Raw genomic sequence first — 19,563 nt, forward strand, 5'->3', positions numbered from 1 at the left:
CATGATCGAGCAAAAGACGCGGCGCGGATACCTCGAAGGAACACGATGACCCCGCCTGTAAACAGCAAATGGTACTCAGGCGATTCGAGCCTGTACAGCGTAAAGCACGCAGAGTTTACCACTGAGCTGGGCCAAACCAGAACGATTCGCTTTGACAGCACGGCGGCGCATGCGTGTAATCTTGGCGAACCCCTATCTGTGAGGAGCTTGTATGTCACTCGAACTCGGTCAACCCGTTCCCGACTTTTCGGCCAGCGCCACTGGCGACACCACCATCACGCTGTCCGAACTGCGCGGCCAGCAGGTGGTGATTTTCTTCTACCCCAAGGCCAGCACCCCGGGCTGTACCACCGAAGGCGGCGACTTTCGTGACCGCAAGGCGGCCTTCGATGCCGCCAACACCGTGGTCATCGGCATTTCTCGAGACGGCCTGCGCGCCCAGGAGAGTTTCAAGGCGAAGCAGGACTTCAATTTTGCGCTGATTTCGGATAAGGACGAAGCGGTCTGTCAGCTGTTTGACGTCATCAAGCTGAAGAAGATGTACGGCAAGGAGCACCTGGGCGTCGAGCGCAGCACGTTTCTCATCGACAAGGACGGCAAGCTGGCCAAAGCGTGGCGTGGCGTCAAGGTGCCCGGTCATGCGGAAGAGGTATTGGCAGCCGCTCAGGCACTGCATGCCGAATAACCGGCCCTGAAGGCTCGTTGAACCATGGCACCGGGACAGCATCCGGTGCCACTTGGCAAGCCCTCGTCAATCGGCCTTCAGCTCTATCTGCTCACGCCGCTCCTGATGCTCCTCCAGCCCTCTGGGCCAGGCAAAGACCAGCGCCTTGAGCAGAGTCGCCAACGGAATGGCGAAAAAGACCCCCCAAAACCCCCAGATGCCGCCAAAGAACAGCACGGCCACGATGATCGAGACCGGGTGGATGTTATTGGTCTCGGAAAACAGCACCGGCGCCAGCACGTTACCATCCAGGGCCTGGATGATGCCGTAGGCCAGCAGCACGTAGGCAAACTGCTCGCTCACGCCGAAGTGGAAGACCGCCACCGCCGCCACGGGAATGGTAGCCACCGCAGCACCGATATAAGGCACCAGCACGGAGAAGCCCACCAGCACGGCCAGCAGCGCCGTATAAGGCAGCCCAAACAGGGCAAAGGTCAGGTACGAGACCGTACCGACAATGACGATTTCGATGGCCTTGCCACGGATGTAGTTGGCGATCTGGCGATCCATTTCCTGCCAGATACGCGTCAACAGCGAGCGCTTTTGCGGCAGCAGCGAGAGCGCAAACCCCACCAGCACCTCGCGATCCTTGAGCATGAAAAACACCAGAATGGGCACCAGCACCAGGTAGATGATCAGCGACATCACGTTACCCAGCGACGACAGCGACAGCGTCAAGGCACGCTGCCCTACCTGACTGATCTCGCGCCCGGCCACCCCGATCCAGCTCTGCATCTGGTCAGGCGTGATCAGGTTGGGGAAGCGCGCCTGCAGCTCGTCCAGCCATATCTGCGCCGTGGCAAACATGCGCGGTGTCTCCTGCACCAGCCCCACCAACTGGTTCCATATCAACGGCATCAGGATGAACGCCATGGTCAGCAACACGCTGACGAAGGCCACGAACACGATGATGACCGCCAACAGGTGGGGCACGCCTCGCCGGGTCAGCCCACTGACCAGCCCCTGCAGCAAAAACGCCAGCACCAATGAGGTGAAGAAAGGCGCCAGCATGCGGCCAAACAGCACGATGGCTGCCAGCCCCGCGATCAGCACCACCAGCAGAACCAGTGCCTCTTCATCGGAGAAATAGCGTTCGATCCAGCTTCTGAGAATGGCGCGCATGGTCATGAGCGAGCCGCCCCGGCTTTACGCAGCCAGAACACGTAGATCTCGCCCTGCTGAACTCTGGCTTCCAGCCGATGATCACTCAGCTCGGCGAAGGAAGCGACATCGCGCCAGGAACCCGCATCGGTGGCACGTATCTCCAGCAACTGGCCTGCCGATAACCCGGCTAGCGCCTGCTTGGCCTTCAACAGCGGCAACGGGCAGTGCAGCCCGGTAGCGTCCAGTACCGCATCGGGCTCCACCCCCTCGGCCAGCGCGGATGCTATTTGCTCAGACATACCCTCTCCCTTGTGAAAGCGCTTGTACCTATAACGAAACGACCCATAACCACGGTATTGTTGCATACACTGTTCGGACGATGACCAGCCTGTCTCGATTTAACGGCACTTCCTTGCCTGAATCAATGTCACAGCCTGTGTTTGCAACATCCACCACCGTAATGATCGTGCGAATCGAGAACCATCACGAGGGATGCCATGGCGCACCTTAAGACTGTTACGCCACGCCTGGCCTGCGCACTGGCCCTACTGTTGGGCACTGTGGGCCTCAGCGCGCCTACTCAGAGCAGTGACAACTATCAGCTGCCCACCCTGGGGGGCGCCTCCACTTCAGTGAGCAACGAGGAGTATCGCCTGGGCCGTGCCTGGCTGCGCCAGTTCAGGGCCCAGGCACCCCAGTGGCAGGACCCCATCGTCAACGACTACCTGGAGAGCCTGGTGGCCAGGCTGGCGCCCCATAGCCAGCTGGGCACTCTGCAGACGACCACGGTAATGGTCGATAACCGCTCGCTCAACGCTTTTGCCGTGCCCGGTGGCGTGGTGGGCATCAACTCGGGGCTGTTTGCCTTTGCCGAGGATGAAGGCGCGTTCATTTCGGTCATCGCCCACGAGCTGGGGCACCTCTCCCAGCGCCACTTTGCGCGCGGCAGCGCTCGGGCGGAGCAGACGCAACTGCCCGCCATGGCCGCCATGCTGGCGGGCATGCTGATTGCCGCCAGCGGCGGTGGCGATGCCGGTATCGCCACCGCCATGGGCTCCCAGGCGGCGCTGATTCAGGACCAGCTCAGCTACTCGCGGCGCTTCGAGCAGGAAGCCGACCGTGTGGGCCTGCAAGCCATGGCCGCCGCCGGTTACGACCCTGAAGCCATGGTGCGCATGTTCGGCGCCATGCAGCGCATGGCACGCCTGCAGGGCGGCACGCCCCCGGAATTTCTGTTGACCCACCCGGTCTCCGACAGCCGCTTGAGCGATGCCCAGGCTCGGGCGGCACAGCTCAGCGTCGCCAATCGATACACCAGCGACACTTTGTACGACATGATGCGTGCCCGAGCACTGCTCAGCATCCATCGCAACAGCCCCCAGCAAGCGGCGGCCCGCCTCGAACAGGAGAGCGCCGAGGAGCCCGCCCTACGCTATGTTTCGGCCCTGATCGATGCGCAGAATGGCCAGACCGATCAGGCGCTCCAGACTCTGGATCGGCTGGCCAGCGAGCTGCCGGACTACGCCATGCTGCCCGCCTCGGCCGCCCAGGTAGCCCTGCAGGCCCAGCGCTATGACGATGCCATCCAGCGCAGCCAGCGGCTGCTGCGGCTGATGCCCAACTACCTGCCCGCTCAGCTCACCCTGGCAGAAGCGCAGCTGCAGCGCGACCCCCAGGCAGCCTACACGCTGCTGCGAGAAGTCACGGCGCGCCACCCGGACAATCCTCAGGGGTTCAACCTGCTGGCGGAAGCGGCTGGCCGCAGTGGCCACAATGGCTGGGGGCACCTGGCCCGGGCCGAACATTTGCAGCTCACCGGCCGAATGGATAGCGGCATTCGCCAGCTGGGCATCGCCCGAGACGCTGCCCAGCAGGAGAACGACCAGCAGGCGCTGGCGCGCATCGAGCAGCGCCGCGAGGCGTTCATCGAATACCGAGAGGCGCTGGAAAAGTTTTAGCCACGCCGCCCAGCCACCGCTCAGCCAAATACGCCAAGGCCCGGCGCCAAAGGGCGTCGGGCCTTGTTCGTTCACACCAGGCAGAACCTATGCGTTGAAGTTCAGCATCCGCTCCAGCGGCTTGAGTGCCTGCTGACGCAAGGCCGCATCGACGAAAATTTCGCCGCTGCCTTCGCGCAGCGCGCCCGCCAGGTTATCCAGCGCGTTCATCGCCATCCACGGGCAGTGGGCACAGCTACGGCAGGTGGCTCCATTGCCTGCGGTCGGCGCTTCGAACAGCGTCTTGCCCGGCACGGCCTGCTGCATCTTGAAGAAGATGCCGCGGTCGGTGGCCACGATCAGCTTGTCGTTGGGCAGCGTTTGCGCCGCCTTGATCAATTGCGAGGTCGAACCAGCCACATCGGCGAGCTTGACGACCGCTTCCGGCGACTCCGGGTGCACCAGCACGGCTGCTTCGGGGTACAGGCGTTTCAGGTCCTCGATCCCCCTGGCCTTGAACTCCTCATGGACGATGCAGGCGCCATCCCACATCAGCATGTCGGCGCCGGTTTTCTTCTGGATGTAGCCCCCCAGATGCTTGTCGGGTGCCCAGAGGATTTTTTCCCCCTTGGCCTGCAGGTGTTCGATCACCTCGACGGCGATCGAGGAGGTCACGACCCAGTCGGCACGCGCCTTGACGGCCGCCGAAGTGTTGGCGTAGACCACCACCGTGCGATCCGGGTGGGCGTCACAGAACGCGCTGAATTCGTCGATGGGGCAGCCGATATCCAGTGAGCAGGTGGCCTCCAGGGTGGGCATCAGCACCCGCTTTTCCGGGGAGAGGATCTTGGCCGTCTCGCCCATGAAGCGTACCCCGGCCACCACCAGGGTAGTGGCGTCGTGGCGAGCGCCAAACCGGGCCATTTCGAGGGAGTCTGCCACGCAGCCACCGGTCTCTTCGGCCAGCTGTTGAATGGCATCATCGGTATAGTAGTGCGCCACCAGAACGGCGTTGTGGGCCTTGAGCAGCTGTTTGATCTCAGCCACGCGGGCTTCGTCTTCCGCCGGGATGCGCGTTGGGCAGTACGGGCTGGGAAGCGGTGCCTCCAGCGCCACTTGAGAAGTCAGAATAGTCATCGTGTCTACCACTGTGACGAACAGGGAATCCCCCCGTTAAACACCAGTTGCGACGTATGCGCTCCGCATGCGCCGCCCTCGGGGCAACTGGCCGCTGCGTCTGTCGCACTCGCCGGTTGCCGATCTGGCCTGCTACTGCGGGCCAGCGCTGCCGAGCATGATCGACAGCCAAATCCACACATCGTTACAGGTCCATTGTGGTGGACAAGTATTGCCTGCTGCAAGCAGAACCGCACGCTGCAGTGCGGCATGGTTTGCCGATGCACCCTGCCCATCGCCAGGGCAGAACGCGCATAGCAGAACGCCCCTGGCAGCAAGCTACCAGGGGCGTTGAATTTGGTGGGTCGTGTAGGATTCGAACCTACGACCAATTGATTAAAAGTCAACTGCTCTACCAACTGAGCTAACGACCCAAATCCTGCTGCTTTTCTGAGGGCTTTCGCCGCTCTGTACGGCGTTACCGTAGTGTATCACCTGATAACATCACCGCTGTTCGAATGGTGGGTCGTGTAGGATTCGAACCTACGACCAATTGATTAAAAGTCAACTGCTCTACCAACTGAGCTAACGACCCGTCCGAACGGATGCATATAGTACGGATCACACCCGACAATAGCAAGCCTTTTTTGTCTTTCGTCTAAAAAAACCGCGCGGTGCTCGGTGTCCCCACACCGCGCGGCGAGCATCGCTTAACGACGCTTGGGCTTGCGCATGGCCTGAACCGGGCGACGCTTGTGCTTGTCGCGACTCCAGCGGTTTTTCTCGTCCGGCGTCAGCTCGGGCACCTTGCGGGTCTCCAGGTGGGCCAGGGTCGCCAGATCGTCGACTTCGTCCTGGGAAAGCTCGACCCACTCGCCTGCCTTGGCACGCTTGTCGAGGAAGATATTACCGTAGCGCACGCGCTTCAGGCGGCTGACGGTGAGCCCCTGGGACTCCCACAAGCGGCGTACTTCGCGGTTGCGGCCTTCCAGAATTACCACGTGGAACCAGGTGTTGATGCCTTCGCCACCAAACTCCTGCACGTCGGTGAAACGGGCGGGGCCGTCTTCCAGCATGACGCCATCCACCATGGCGACGATATGCTCTCGCTTGACGTCGCCCATGACCCGCACCGCGTACTCACGCTCCACCTGGGTGGAGGGGTGCATCAAGCGGTTGGCCAGTTCACCGTCGGTGGTGAACAGCAGCAGGCCGCTGGTATTGATATCCAGCCGCCCGATGGCAATCCAGCGCTCGCCTTTCAGGCGCGGCAGACGCTCGAAGACCGTGCGACGGCCTTCCGGGTCCTTGCGGGTACACAGCTCGCCTTCCGGCTTGTTGTACATGATGACCCGGCGTGGCACTTCTTCTTCCGGACGCAGCGTGACCGGGCGGTCATCGAAGCTGACCTTGTCGCGGGCTTCCACGCGGTCACCCAGCTTGGCCACCTGGCTGTTCACCTTCACCCGGCCATCGGCAATCGCGGTTTCCATTTCACGGCGGGAGCCAAGGCCCGCACGGGCCAGCACTTTCTGCAGCTTTTCGCTGGTGGGCGGCGTGGTGTTGTTACTCTGACTCATGGTCGTCTGACCTCACATCGTTGGTCTGCGTGCCCGCGTCCTCATCTCGACGCTGGGCACGTGCCGCAAGCCGTGCCTCCAGATCGGCAAAGCTCAGCGGCTGGGTTAACGCCGTCTCGGCGTGGGGGTCGGCACTCGTTGCCGACGTGTTCTGATCTTGCTGGGGTGGCGCATCCTGCACGGTTTCGACGGCTTCGTCCAGTGCGACATGCGTCGCAGCGGGCGGTTCCTCAGCCAATGCTGCTTCGTCGGCGGCCACCAGCGTGTGCATGGGCGGCAAGGCATCCAGCGTCTTGAGCCCGAAGTCGTCCAGAAAACTGCGCGTCGTGGCATACACCGCGGGACGCCCCGGCACGTCGCGGTGACCGACGATGCGTACCCAGCCCCGCTCCATCAGCGTGCGAATGATCGAGCTGCTGACACTGACGCCCCGCACTTCTTCGATATCGCCCCGGGTCACCGGCTGGCGATAGGCAATCAGCGCCAGGGTTTCCAGCAGAGCACGGGAGTAGCGCTGGGGGCGCTCATCCCACAGCCGCGACACCCAGTGCGACAGCCGCGGGCGAATGCGCAGCTGAAAGCCCGAGGCCGTTTCGACCAGTTCCAGCGCCCCCTCCTCGTGGCGCCGTGCCAACCGCGCGAGGGCGTCGCGCAGCGCCTTGCGAGACGGGCACTCATCCGCCAGAAACAGCGTCTCCAGCCGCTCCACGGGCAGCGGTTCTCCGGCCGCCAGCAGCGCGGCTTCGACAATATCGTCCAACGTGGTGTCTCTCACCGTGACTCCTCGTCAGGTTCGAAGGCAGACTCTTCGTCCGCAGGATCATCACTTTCCCGCGCAAAGGGGTCCTGGTCCCCATCGGCCAGCGCCGCCTGCCGAGCACGCACATGGATCGGCGACAGCGGCGCGTTCTGGACGATTTCGATCATCGACTCCTTGGCCAACTCCAGAATGGCCATGAACGTCACGACGATCCCTGCCCGCCCCTCCTCCAGGGAGAACAGCGCTTCGAAGGGGGTATAGCGCCCATGGGTGCCATCTTCGTGCAAGCGCTCCATGATCTTCAGCATGCGCTCCCGGGTCGAGAGCACCTCTCGGCTGATCTGGTGGGCCTGAGCCAGCTCGGCCCGCTTGAGAATGTCCGACAACGCGCCCAGCAGCTCGTCCAGCTCGACATCGGGATGAATCACGCGGGTTTCCAGCGGTGGCAGGCCCGCCTGCACGCTGAACCAGTCCCGGCCCACCCTGGGCAGGGCATCCAGCGCTTCAGCGGCCTCCTTGAGACGCTCGTACTCCTGCAGGCGGCGTATCAGCTCCGCCCGGGGGTCCTCTTCTTCCTCGCCTTCCGCCTTGGGGGGGCGCGGCAGCAGCGTGCGTGATTTTATCTCGGCCAGCATGGCCGCCATCAACAGGTACTCGCCAGCCAGCTCGATCTCCATGGCCTTCATCATCTCCACGTACTCGATGTACTGATGGGTGATCACCGCCACGTTGATACGCAGAATGTCGAGATTCTGCCGACGAATCAGATACAGCAGCAGATCCAAAGGCCCCTCGAACGCTTCCAGGAAAACCCGTAGCGCCTCGGGGGGAATATAGAGATCTTCCGGCAGCTGCGTAATGGGCTCATCGAACAGGCGCCCAAGGGCCTCCACGGTGGGCTCCACCGTAGAGGGCATCGCGTCTTGATCCGGCACGGCGCTGGGCGTCTCGCTCACGCGGGTCGAGTCCTTGTCAGTTGAAAACGGCAGTGTAACAGCGCTCCATCAACGCGGCATCTCGGCCGCCTCGGCGGCTTTACGATAGCGGCCCTGATAGTCGAACAGCTTGTCGCGGATTTGAAAGTGGCGGCCTACCTTTCTGCCCACCACAAAGTCGGGATGGCGCAGGCGGGACTGGGCAGCCACCACGTCGTCTGGCGTTGCTGGCTGCCACGGCACGCCCGGCGCGCGCAGGTGGGCGCGCAAGAAGACCGCATAAAAGGCGCGGCGCTGGGCGGCGGTTTCCAGGGCAAACCATTCGCTCAGGCTGGCACCGTCTTCGTCATGGTAGGTCACTTTGAGGCGCGGCAGGCCGCGCCCGTTGGTGGTCGCCTCCAGCTGCATGCCGCTCACCCGCAGCACTTTGGCGTCCTTGAGCCGCAGCGCCTCCTTGAGCTTGTCATCGGCATCCACCAGCAGCTTTTCGCAGCCATGGCAGCGCCGGGCAGCGATATCGTTCTCTGCCCCGCACGCATCGCAGACCTTGAAGCGAAAGCGAAAGGTGCACTGGCTACGGCGTCCGGCGTCGTCCTCCACCAGCCCCTGGCAGCGGCGACCAAAATGCTCGATCACCAGCTCACCGTCGCGCTTGCCCCAGAACAGGTTGGCATGCCCACACTCGGGGCACTCGACCTGCACCGGCTCGCTATCGCTGTCGGGACGCGGCTCGCCTACCTCAGGGGCATAGAGGTCCCAGGGGTTGCCCGCATAATCCAGGATCAGGCACGCCTCCTTCCCCGGCGAGAGGCGCAGTCCGCGTCCCACGATCTGCTGATAGAGGCTCACCGACTCGGTGGGGCGCAGGATCGCGATCAGATCCACATGGGGAGCATCGAACCCGGTGGTCAATACCGCCACGTTGACCAGATACTTGAGCTTGCGCGCCTTGAACGCATCGATCAGCGCGGTGCGCTCGGCGGAGACCGTCGCACCGGTGATCAGCGCGGATTGTTCGGCAGGCAGATACCCCATGATCTCTTCGGCGTGGGCGACCGTCGCGGCAAAAATCATCACGCCCTGGCAGTCGGCCGCCTGCTCGACCACTTGGGCAATGATGCCCGGCGTGGCGCGGCTTCCGGCCACCACCCGATTAAGCTCTTCTTCCCGAAACAGCCCGCTGGAAGAGGGAGCAAGCGCCGAGAAGTCGTACCCCTCAATGGCCATGTCCAGCCGCCGAGGGGCGGCCAGAAAGCCCTGCTTGACCATCAGGCGCAGCGGCTGCTCGAACACGCAGTCGGTGAAGAAACTCTCTTCTCCCCCGCGCACCATACCGTGGTAGTGGCGGTGGTAGATAAACCCCTGGCCCAGCCGAAAGGGCGTGGCGGTGAGGCCGAGAATCTTCAGCTGCGGGTTTTGGCGCTGCAGATGGTCGATCACCTGGCGGTAGCTGGAATCCTCCTCCAACGACACCCGATGGCACTCGTCGATTACCAGCAGCGTGAAGCTGGCGTCGTTGAACTGCGTCAGGTTGCGCACCACCGACTGCACCGAGCCAAACACCACCTGCCGACTGGCCTCCTTGCGCTTCAACCCGGCGCTGAAGATATCCGCGACCAGGCCATAGGCCTGGTACTTGGCGTGGTTCTGCTCCACCAGCTCGCGAACGTGGGCCAGTACCAGCACCCGCCCACGGGCCAGCCTCGCCAGCTCGGCAATCACCAGCGACTTGCCGCTGCCCGTGGGCAGCACGACCACCGCCGGGTCGCTGGTGGCGCGAAAGTGGTGAACCACCCGCTTGACCGCTTCCTGCTGGTAGGCGCGCAGCTGCGGCGGCGCATCAGGCGAGAAAGGCGGCCCGGAGGCCGCCTTTTCAGGGTATGTCATGGCACACCAGCCTCATGCTGCGCCTGCTCATCAACCCAGCCATACCCGCGCATTGCGGAACAGCCGCAGCCAGGCGCCATCCTCGGTCCACTCTGCCGGATGCCAGGAGTTGGTCACTGCCCGCGTCACCCGCTCCGGGTGAGGCATCATGATGGTCACACGGCCATCTGGCGTGGTCAGCCCCGTGATCCCCGACGGGGAACCATTGGGGTTGGCCGGATAGCGAGTGGTGACCTGACCGTAGTTGTCGATGTAGCGCAGGGCAATTTGGCTGCTCGACTGCATGCTGCGCAGGTGCGCCGTATCGCGGAACTCGGCACGCCCTTCGCCGTGGGCCACAGCGATGGGCAGCGTCGAGCCTTCCATGCCGGCCAGCAGAATCGAGGGGCTTTTCTCTACCCGCACCATGGCCACGCGGGCTTCGAACTGCTCGGATTCGTTGCGCACGAAGCTGGGCCAGTTTTCGGCGCCCGGGATCAGCGTCTTGAGCTGCGACAGCATCTGGCAGCCATTGCATACGCCCAGCGAGAAGCTGTCATCTCGGGTGAAGAACGTCGCAAACTGCTCGCGGGCGCGTTCGTTGAACAGCACCGACTTGGCCCAGCCGCCGCCAGCCCCCAGCACGTCACCATAGGAGAAGCCCCCACAGGCCACCAGGCCCTGGAAGGTATCCAGCGAGACACGACCTTCCAGGATGTCGCTCATGTGCACATCCACCGCATCGAACCCGGCCTTGTGGAAGGCCCAGGCCATTTCCACCTGACCATTGACCCCCTGCTCCCGCAGGACGGCCACCGCTGGCCTGGCAGTGTTGACGTAAGGCGCGCTGATGTCGTCATTGACATCGAAGGTCGGCGCCGCGCTGAGACCGGGGTCACGCACATCGAGCAGGTTGTCGAATTCGTTCTTGGCGCATTCGGGGTTATCGCGCAGCGCCTGCAACCGGTAGCTGGTCTCGGCCCAGGTGCGCTGGGTCAGCTGACGGGTGGTTTCCAGCAGCGGCTCTTCGAACAGCGTCACGCGAACCTGATCGTCGTAGCGCGGGCGGGCAATCACCCCGCAGGTTTCGATACCGGCCATGGCGAACTGGGTCAGCACTTCTTCGGTGTGCTGGCGATTGACCTGGATCACCGCCCCCAGCTCTTCTGCAAACAGCGCATTGAAGGCTTCCACCGGCTCGTCGATCAGCCAGTCGAGCTTGATTTCGAGACCGGCATGACCCGCAAAGGCCATCTCCAGCAGCGTCACCAGCAGGCCGCCGTCGCTGCGGTCGTGGTAGGCCAGCAGCTTGCCATCCCGGTTCAGGCCCTGAATGACCTCGAAGAACGCTTTCAGGTCCTCCGGGTCGTCCACGTCGGGGCACTCGTCGCCCACCTGGCCATACACCTGGGCCAGCGCCGAGCCGCCCAGGCGATTCTGGCCGTTGCCCAGGTCGATCAGGATCAGGTCCGACTCAGCCTGCTCCAGGTTGATCTGTGGGGTCAGCGTGGCCAGCGCATCGGTGACCGGTGCAAAGCCAGTGACCACCAGCGACAGCGGCGAGGTGATGCTCTTCTCTTCGGCATCGTCGCCCTCCTGCCAGGCGGTACGCATCGACATGGAGTCCTTGCCCACCGGCACGGCAATCCCCAGCGCCGGACACAGCTCCATACCGACCGCGTGCACGGCGTCGTACAGCGCCTGGTTTTCGCCAGGGTGGTCGGCAGCACTCATCCAGTTGGCGGAGAGCTTGATGTCCGAGAGCTTGGCGATCGGCGCGGCGGCCAGATTGGTAATCGCCTCTGCCACCGCCAAACGGGCGCTGGCAGCCGGGTCGATCAGCGCCACCGGCGGGCGCTCGCCCATGGCCATGGCTTCACCGGCATGGGTATCGAAGCTGGCGGTGGTCACTGCCACGTCGGCGACCGGCACCTGCCAGGGGCCGACCATCTGGTCACGAGCCACCTGGCCTGTGATCGAACGGTCGCCGATGGTAATCAAAAAGCTTTTCGAGGCCACCGTGGGCAGACGCAGCACTCGGTCCATGGCTTCGCGCAGGTCCAGGTTGTCGAGCATCACGCCGGAAAGCTCGGGCGTCTGGCGCTCGAACGAGCGGGTCATCTTCGGCGGCTTGCCGAACAGCACGCTCATGGGCAAATCGACGGGTTTGGTTTCGAAGTGGCCATCGCGCACTTCCAGATGGTGCTCTGCCTGAGCTTCGCCCACCACCGCATAGGGGCAGCGCTCGCGTTTGCACAGCGCATCGAAGGTGTCGAGGTCTTCCGGGGCCACGGCCAGCACGTAACGCTCCTGGGCTTCGTTGCACCAGATTTCCAGCGGGCTCATGCCCGGCTCGGCGTTGGGCACCGCGCGCAGGTCGAACAGGCCGCCACGGTTGCCGTCCTTGACCAGCTCCGGCAACGCATTGGAGAGGCCACCGGCACCCACGTCGTGGATGAAGCGAATGGGGTTTTTCTCACCCATTGCCCAGCAGCGGTCGATCACTTCCTGGGCACGGCGCTCGATTTCCGGGTTTTCCCGCTGCACCGAGGCGAAATCCAGGTCGGCGCTCGACTCCCCCGACGCCATGCTGGACGCCGCACCGCCGCCCAGACCGATCAGCATCGCCGGGCCGCCCATCACGATCAGCTTGCCGCCCACCGGAATCTCGCCTTTCTGGACGTGCTGGGCACGAATATTGCCGTACCCACCGGCAATCATGATCGGCTTGTGGTAACCGCGACGCTCGATGCCATTGGCACTGAGGGCATCCTGCTCGTAGGTGCGGAAGTAGCCGGTCAGGTTGGGGCGGCCGAACTCGTTATTGAAAGCCGCGCCACCAATCGGGCCTTCCAGCATGATGTTGAGCGCCGACTGCATGCGCTCGGGTTTGCCGTAATCGAAGGCCTCCCAGGGCTGCACGAACTCGGGGATACGCAGGTTTGAAACGGTGAAGCCCGCCAGGCCCGCCTTCGGCTTGCCGCCGATACCGGTGGCGCCTTCGTCGCGAATCTCGCCGCCGGAGCCGGTGGCCGCCCCCGGGAAAGGCGCAATCGCCGTGGGGTGGTTGTGGGTTTCCACCTTCATCAGGATATGGATGGGCTCCTGATGAGCATCGTAGTGAGCGCGTTCACCCTCTGCACCGGTCAGCGGTGTGGGGAAGAAGCGACCGCCGTGGCTGCCCTTGATCACCGCCGCGTTGTCACTGTAGGCCGACAGCACGTTATCCGGTGAGGTGGCAAAGGTGTTCTTGATCATTTTGAACAGCGAATGGCGCTGGGCTTCGCCGTCGATGATCCAGTCCGCGTTGAAAATCTTGTGGCGGCAGTGCTCCGAGTTCGCCTGGGCAAACATCATCAGCTCCACGTCGCTGGGGTTGCGCCCCAGCTCGACAAAGGCGGCCACCAGATAGTCGATCTCGTCGTCTGCCAGCGCCAAGCCCAGCTCCCGGTTGGCGACCTCCAGCGCGGCACGCCCGCCCTCCAGAATATCCACGCTGCCCAGCGGGGCCGGTGAGTGGTGGGCAAACAGCTGGCTGGCCGCCGCCGTGTCGGCCAGCACGTTTTCGGTCATGCGGTCGTGGAGCAGTGCGCCGATGGCGTCCCACTGCTCCGCCGTGGCCGTGCCACGCAATGCAACGCGGTAGTCGACGCCGCGCTCGATGCGATGGATCTGGCTCAGCCCGCAGTTATGGGCGATGTCCGTGGCTTTGGAAGACCAGGGCGATTGGGTGCCCAGACGCGGCACCACCAGAAAACGCAGGGCTTGTTCGAGGGGTTCCTGGGCGGCTCGGCTGCCGTAATCGAGCAGCCTGGCCAGCCGTTCCTGAGAGGCGGTATCGAGTTCTTCGTGGTGGTCAATGAAGTGGACGTAGTGGGCGGACAACGCTTCCACCTCTGGAACACATTCACGCAACACCGTTAGCAGCCGTTCATGGCGGAAGGCAGAAAGGGCGGGCGCGCCTCGAAGTTCGAGCATATCTGGAAGCCTCTAAAGCAGGAAGAGTCGAGCAGGAAATCACCGGGCCGCTAAGCGACCGACACACGGACTGCGCACTATGATACTGGAAAGCGGCGGCCACACGAAATCAACAAGGTGACACGGCGATAAAGGCTGGGTATCGTGGCAGCTCGTCCCACGCCGACAAGACACCATGCCGACATTGATTTGCCGACATTTTAGCGCCTTTTATCGGGCATATTTCGCGATGATCGCGACTTTGTTGCTGGTTTTGACACCGCGCCCATCGACCTTTCCCGACGGCGAACACCTCGCCCGCGTGCTGGCCAAAGACTTCATCACCGTACATACCCGCAATACCCCCACCACCTACTACGAAGGCCGCCAGGGGCCAACCGGGTTCGAATATGAACTGATGCACCGTTTTGCAGACGCCTTGGGGGTCAGCCTCAACCTGAACGCCAGCCACCACCCGGACGGCGTCTTGCCTGCCGTTCGCGAACAGGGCGACCTGGGGGCGGCGTCGCTGCCGCTGATGGCCGATACCCCCGGCATTCACTACACCCGTCCGATCATCGAGATGCAGCCACTGGTGGTCTACCGGCGCGGCCTCTATGGCATCAACGCACCCGAAGATCTCGTCGGCCTGTCCATTGGCACCCAGAGCGAAGCGGGCACCAGCGGTGCTCTGAAAGCCCTGCAAAGCGACTATCCCAACCTGAGCTGGAAAGAGTCCAACGAACTGGAAGTGGCCGAATTGATGGCCAGGGTAGAAAACGGTACCCTGGATGCGGCCATCATCTTCGATCACCAATTTCGTTTGAACCGGCTGTTCTTTCCCAATGTCGAGCGCGGCTTTTATCTGGGCGAGCCCCTCTCGCTGGTCTGGGCGCTGCCCAGCGGGCGCGGGCTGGGGCTACTCGAGGCGGCCAACCAGTTCCTGCAGGAGCTGCATGAAAACGGCACCCTGGACCGCCTGATCAGCCGCTATTTTGGCCATGACGATTACCTGGAGTACGTGGGCACGCGCACGTTTCTGGACCATCTGGATGAGCGCCTGCCCCGCTACACCGAGCTCTTCAAGCAGGCCGCCCGAGACACGGGGTTCGACTGGAAACTGCTGGCCGCCGTGGGCTACCAGGAGTCCCACTGGGACCCTAACGCCGTCTCCCCCACGGGGGTGCGTGGCCTGATGATGCTGACCAACCCCACGGCCAGTGAGATGGGCGTCACGGACCGCACCGATGCCGCCCAGAGCATCGACGGCGGTGCCCGCTATCTGCGCAGCATCAAGGACCGCTTACCGGACAGCATCACCGGCGAAGATCGCCTCTATATGGCCATGGCGGCTTACAATGTGGGGCTTGGCCACCTGTATGATGCCCGCAACATTGCCGAACGACGCGGCGGCGACCCCAACCTGTGGCAGGACGTGCGTGCCGCGCTGCCGCTGCTGCAGCAGCGCGAGTGGCACAGCCAAACGCGCCACGGGTACGCCCGTGGCGGGGAGCCGGTGATCTACGTGCGCAACATTCGCCGTTACTACGAAATGATCGAATACGTGGAGCGCAGTCGACAGCAGTTTTTCCAACTGGAGCAGACACCGGCCAGTGAAGAGCCGCTGCTGCTGTTCGAGATCGTGCCACCGCTCACCCCGTGATACCGGGACGGCGCTAGCGCTTGTCGGCAAAGAACTGCTTGAGCAGCTTGCTGGCTTGCGCCGCCAGCACCCCGCCGGTGACGTCGATATGGTGATTGAACCAGGGCTGGGCGAGCAGATTGGCCTTTGATTCCACCATTCCTGCCCGTGGCTCGGCGGCAGCGTACACCAGCCGCTGAATGCGGGCATGCACCATGGTGCCGGTGCACATCATGCAAGGCTCCAGGGTCACGTAGAGCGTACAGCCCTCCAGACGGTAGTTGCCCAGCCGCTGCCCGGCATCGCGCAGCGCACGCACTTCCGCATGACCACTGGGGTCGCAGCTGGACAGCGGCGCATTGTGGCCCACCCCGACGATCTCCCCCCCGGCGTCCACCACCACGGCCCCCACCGGTACCTCTCCGGCGGCCATCGCCAGGTGCGCCTGGTCCAGCGCGCGGTGCATGTAAAATTCATCGCTGCGTATCAAGACGAACTCCGTTAAGGTAGCGAAACGATCGTTTCAATGGCGTGATCGCCAAACGCTGAGGGCGGCCTCCTCAGTGATCAAGCAGACAGCACCAAGGATACCGAGAATGAACGATGCGCTGAAGTCACTGGTTAGCTTGCTGGAGCTGGAACCCCTGGAAGAGACGCTGTTTCGCGGCCAAAGCCAGGACCTCGGGTTTCCCCAGCTGTACGGTGGGCAGGTACTTGGCCAGGCGCTGGCCGCCGCCGCCCGCACCGTCCCCGAGGAGCGTCGCCCTCACTCCCAGCACGGCTACTTTCTACGCCCCGGCGACCCCCATCGCCCGGTGGTTTACCAGGTCGATACCATTCGCGACGGCGGCAGTTTCACCACCCGCCGGGTCACCGCCATTCAAAAGGGGCGGCCCATCTTCTTCTGCAGCGCCTCGTTTCAAAGCCCTGAAGAGAGCATCAGCCATCAGCGCGCCATGCCTGACGTGCCCACGCCCGAAGCGCTGCTGGAGAGCGGTGACGCCAAACATGCTCGTTTCCCAGGCCACCCCATCGAGTTCCTGCACCTGAAGAACAATCCGGACAGCGCCTCGCCTGCCGGGCAGTGCCTATGGTTCCGGTTCGCTGGCGGCCCGCTGCCCGACGACCCCGCGCTGCATCGCCACCTGCTCTCCTACGCGTCGGACTTCAACCTGCTGACCACCGGGCTGATCCCTCACGGCATCAAGTACACGGACCCTAAGCTGCGCATCGCCAGCCTCGACCACGCGCTGTGGCTGCACGAAGATACGCGGCTGGACGAGTGGCTGCTGTACGCCATCGACTCTCCCTGGAGCGGCAGTGCCAGAGGGCTGGCGCGAGGCCATATCTATCGCCGCGATGGGCAGCTGATTGCCTCGACGGCACAAGAGGGGCTGGTACGCTACCCGCTCACCTGACGCCCAACACCCATACGAACACCACACACGACAACGCCCGCAGAAAGCGGGCGTTGTCGTCATGGCGTCTCGAACAGCCAGTTACGTGTCGAGCAGCGCTTAACTGCCGTAGACATCGTTGATGGTCTTGAGCGGATAGTGCGCCGGGTAGGGCTTGCGGGCAACCCCGGAGTCCACCGCCGCCTGGGCCACCGCCGAGGAGACACGCTCCAGCAGGCGAATATCGACCGGCGTGGGGATGATGTACTCACGACCAAAGCTCATCTCGGTACGCTCGTAGGCGTTCAGCACTTCCTGGGGCACCGGCTCGCGGGCCAGATCTTTCAGCGCATGCACGGCGGCCAGCTTCATCGCCTCATTGATGCGCGTGGCGCGAACATCAAGCGCCCCACGGAAGATGAACGGGAAGCCCAGCACGTTGTTGACCTGGTTCGGGAAATCCGAGCGGCCGGTGGCCATGATAACGTCCGGGCGCGCTGCCCGAGCCACATCCGGATGAATTTCCGGGTCCGGGTTGGTGCAGGCAAAAATGACCGGATCCGCCGCCATCTTCTTCACCTGCTCGGCAGACAGCAGCCCGGGGCCAGACAGGCCGATGAACACGTCGGCACCGTCGATGGCGTCGTCCAGGGTGCGCATGTCGGTATCACGGGCGAACTCGGCCTTGTACTCGTTGATGCCATCGCGGTCGGTGTGAATCACGCCGCGACGGTCGAGCATGACCAGATGCTCTTTTTTGGCGCCACAGGAGATCAGCAGGCGCATGCAGGCAATCGCCGCAGCACCTGCGCCCATGCAGACGATCTTCACGTCTTCGATGCGCTTGCCGGCGATATCCAGGGCATTGAGCATACCGGCAGCGGTGACGATGGCCGTGCCGTGCTGATCGTCATGAAACACGGGAATGTTGCAGCGTTCGATCAGCGCCTTTTCGATTTCGAAGCACTCGGGGGCCTTGATGTCTTCCAGGTTGATACCGCCCCAGGTATCGGCGATGCGTGCCACGGTATCGATGAACGCCTGCGGATTCTCGGCATCCACTTCGATGTCCACCGAGTTGATGCCCGCGAAGCACTTGAACAGCACGCCCTTGCCTTCCATCACCGGCTTGCTGGCCAGCGGCCCCAGGTTACCCAGGCCCAGAATGGCACTGCCGTCTGAAATGACCGCCACCAGATTTCCCTTGCCGGTATAACGGTAGGCATTTTCCGCTTCGCGAGCGATTTCGCGAACCGGTTCAGCCACCCCCGGGCTATACGCCAGGGCCAGATCCCGCGCCGTCGCGGTGGGCTTGGTCAGCTCAACGGAGAGCTTACCGGGGATCGGTTTAGCGTGATAATCCAGAGCTGCCTGCTTATTTGCATCCGTCATGGTCAAGGTCCAATCAGCCTAAAGTAGAAAAGTCATATCAGAATATAGAAAAAACCCAAGCGTCTCAAGCAGCTAGTCAACCAGCCTATGAAACGTGCGTTTTAGCGGCTTTTCCCATCCATTCGGAACTTTTCAGCTTCATTTGCTGCAACTTATGCATAGCACCCTGACCCATAACGGTTTCGTTATGGATGCACTGCAGCATAAGCTGGAAATAGATTCCAAAACGACGAGCAGACTTATCCACACCCGCCGCGCGATAGCGGCTGTGGACAATGTCGCAACAGGAGGCTCAGGGCCATGGCTTCATCACACAGCGTTCGGCCAGCGTTCAGATGCCGGTGCCGCCAGGGAGCGGCCAAATAAGGCAGGGACAAAAAACCCACGCCGTAGCGTGGGTTTTTGCACAGGGCACATGGCGTGCCTGCGATGGGCTGAATCCGTCGGGATCAGCCGCGCTTGACGGCAGCGCCAAAACGCTTGTTGAAGCGCTCTACGCGGCCACCAGTGCTCGCCTGCTTCTGCTTGCCCGTGTAGAAGGGGTGGCAGTTGGAGCATACGTCCAGAGAGAAGTCCTGACCAGAAGTAGAACCAACCTGGAAGCTGGCACCGCAAGAGCAGTTGGCGGTGACCGTGTTGTAATTCGGGTGGATACCTTGTTTCATCTTGAGCCTCATGAGCTATATGCCGCCACCTGATCCGCTGCCAGGCACCGCATACGGGTGTGAAAAACTGCTAACCGGTTAGCCGCTCGATCCGATAGATTGAGAGCGGCCGCGCATTCTAGCAAACTAAACGCCGGAGGCCAATTGTCTGATTCTGTTTCTTCCCCGTCCGCCACGGCAGAGCGTACTCCGGGCGCTTTTCAGGTGCTGAAAGTGGCCTTGCCATCGCCGCTGCGCCGCCTGTTCGACTACCTGCCAGCCCCCCGCGCGCCCGCCTGTGGCTGGCTGCCGGGGCTGCGGGTGCGGGTACCGTTTGGCCGCCGCGACGTGGTGGGGGTCGTCGTCTCTTTGGCTTCCGGCAGCGAGCTGCCCCGCGCTCAGCTGCGCGCGGTCAGTGAAGCGCTGGACGACGCGCCGCTCCCCGAAGACTGGCAGTGGCTGTGCCAGTTCACCGCCCGCTATTACCAGCACAGCCTGGGCGACACCAT

At 63.1% G+C, this 19,563-nt stretch carries 16 protein-coding genes and 2 tRNA genes; 5 read left to right on the plus strand and 13 right to left on the minus strand.

The window, feature by feature from the left end; translation table 11 throughout:
* The first annotated feature begins 211 nt into the window (after nt 1-211).
* Entirely contained in the window at nt 212-685 is a 474-nt protein-coding gene (locus tag B7L72_RS03955) for a peroxiredoxin (protein WP_081192670.1), read from the plus strand.
* Nucleotides 686-751: 66 nt separating this feature from the next.
* Here B7L72_RS03955 and B7L72_RS03960 read toward each other — a convergent pair whose 3' ends face one another.
* Both B7L72_RS03960 and B7L72_RS03965 read right to left on the minus strand, forming a co-directional pair.
* Complete coding sequence (locus tag B7L72_RS03960) at nt 752-1,852, minus strand: AI-2E family transporter (protein WP_081192672.1); 1,101 nt, start codon at nt 1,850-1,852, stop codon at nt 752-754.
* A complete protein-coding gene (locus B7L72_RS03965) occupies nt 1,849-2,127 on the minus strand; it encodes a sulfurtransferase TusA family protein (RefSeq protein WP_016916152.1) in 279 nt (92 codons plus the stop codon). The genes B7L72_RS03960 and B7L72_RS03965 overlap by 4 nt, the downstream gene beginning before the upstream one ends.
* Before the next feature lie 198 nt (nt 2,128-2,325).
* Here B7L72_RS03965 and B7L72_RS03970 point away from each other — a divergent pair, with 198 nt between their 5' ends.
* The gene (locus tag B7L72_RS03970; protein ID WP_081192674.1) at nt 2,326-3,786 is read left to right on the plus strand and encodes a M48 family metalloprotease; all 1,461 of its coding nucleotides are present in this window, start codon (nt 2,326-2,328) and stop codon (nt 3,784-3,786) included.
* 87 nt (nt 3,787-3,873) lie between these two features.
* Here the strand turns inward: B7L72_RS03970 and nadA are convergent, their stop codons facing one another.
* The 8 genes from nadA to purL all read right to left on the minus strand — a co-directional run bounded on the left by nadA (nt 3,874) and on the right by purL (nt 14,000).
* Nucleotides 3,874-4,902 (minus strand): quinolinate synthase NadA, encoded by a 1,029-nt coding sequence (gene nadA / locus B7L72_RS03975; RefSeq protein ID WP_016916150.1) that lies wholly within the window; start codon nt 4,900-4,902, stop codon nt 3,874-3,876.
* Nucleotides 4,903-5,239: 337 nt separating this feature from the next.
* Nucleotides 5,240-5,315: transfer RNA gene (locus B7L72_RS03980), tRNA-Lys, on the minus strand.
* Nucleotides 5,316-5,400: 85 nt separating this feature from the next.
* A tRNA-Lys gene (locus B7L72_RS03985) sits at nt 5,401-5,476 on the minus strand.
* A gap of 115 nt (nt 5,477-5,591) precedes the next feature.
* Entirely contained in the window at nt 5,592-6,461 is an 870-nt protein-coding gene (rluB, locus tag B7L72_RS03990; protein ID WP_016916149.1) for a 23S rRNA pseudouridine(2605) synthase RluB, read from the minus strand.
* Entirely contained in the window at nt 6,448-7,236 is a 789-nt protein-coding gene (scpB, locus tag B7L72_RS03995) for an SMC-Scp complex subunit ScpB (protein ID WP_081192676.1), read from the minus strand. Before scpB ends, rluB begins: the two co-directional genes overlap by 14 nt.
* Nucleotides 7,233-8,177: a segregation and condensation protein A gene (locus B7L72_RS04000; RefSeq protein ID WP_081192678.1), complete on the minus strand. Its 945-nt coding sequence runs from the start codon at nt 8,175-8,177 to the stop codon at nt 7,233-7,235. Before B7L72_RS04000 ends, scpB begins: the two co-directional genes overlap by 4 nt.
* A 48-nt stretch (nt 8,178-8,225) precedes the next feature.
* On the minus strand, nt 8,226-10,043 hold the full coding sequence (locus B7L72_RS04005) for a DEAD/DEAH box helicase (protein WP_081192680.1): 1,818 nt from the start codon (nt 10,041-10,043) through the stop codon (nt 8,226-8,228).
* A 30-nt stretch (nt 10,044-10,073) separates the two neighbouring features.
* On the minus strand, nt 10,074-14,000 hold the full coding sequence (gene purL / locus B7L72_RS04010) for a phosphoribosylformylglycinamidine synthase (RefSeq protein ID WP_081192682.1): 3,927 nt from the start codon (nt 13,998-14,000) through the stop codon (nt 10,074-10,076).
* Between the two features lie 175 nt (nt 14,001-14,175).
* Between purL and mltF the strand changes: the two genes are divergently transcribed.
* Entirely contained in the window at nt 14,176-15,642 is a 1,467-nt protein-coding gene (mltF, locus tag B7L72_RS04015; protein WP_081192684.1) for a membrane-bound lytic murein transglycosylase MltF, read from the plus strand.
* Nucleotides 15,643-15,655: 13 nt separating this feature from the next.
* On the opposite strand, the gene tadA is transcribed toward mltF, so the two are convergent.
* Nucleotides 15,656-16,108 (minus strand): tRNA adenosine(34) deaminase TadA, encoded by a 453-nt coding sequence (gene tadA / locus B7L72_RS04020; RefSeq protein ID WP_217806039.1) that lies wholly within the window; start codon nt 16,106-16,108, stop codon nt 15,656-15,658.
* A gap of 109 nt (nt 16,109-16,217) precedes the next feature.
* Between tadA and B7L72_RS04025 the strand changes: the two genes are divergently transcribed.
* Nucleotides 16,218-17,039, plus strand: a complete 822-nt coding sequence (locus B7L72_RS04025) for an acyl-CoA thioesterase (protein ID WP_016916141.1) — start codon at nt 16,218-16,220, stop codon at nt 17,037-17,039.
* A gap of 99 nt (nt 17,040-17,138) precedes the next feature.
* On the opposite strand, the gene B7L72_RS04030 is transcribed toward B7L72_RS04025, so the two are convergent.
* Complete coding sequence (locus B7L72_RS04030) at nt 17,139-18,410, minus strand: malic enzyme-like NAD(P)-binding protein (protein WP_081192686.1); 1,272 nt, start codon at nt 18,408-18,410, stop codon at nt 17,139-17,141.
* A gap of 449 nt (nt 18,411-18,859) precedes the next feature.
* Nucleotides 18,860-19,075 carry a 50S ribosomal protein L31 gene (gene rpmE / locus B7L72_RS04035; protein WP_016916139.1) on the minus strand — a complete coding sequence of 72 codons (216 nt, stop codon included), beginning with the start codon at nt 19,073-19,075 and terminating at the stop codon, nt 18,860-18,862.
* A 144-nt stretch (nt 19,076-19,219) separates the two neighbouring features.
* On the opposite strand from rpmE, the gene B7L72_RS04040 reads away from it, so the two are divergent.
* The coding region (locus B7L72_RS04040) for a primosomal protein N' family DNA-binding protein (protein WP_446718540.1) at nt 19,220-19,563 on the plus strand (344 nt) is incomplete at its 3' end.

This window comes from Halomonas sp. BC1, assembly GCF_002078135.1.
Classification (GTDB): domain Bacteria; phylum Pseudomonadota; class Gammaproteobacteria; order Pseudomonadales; family Halomonadaceae; genus Vreelandella; species Vreelandella stevensii.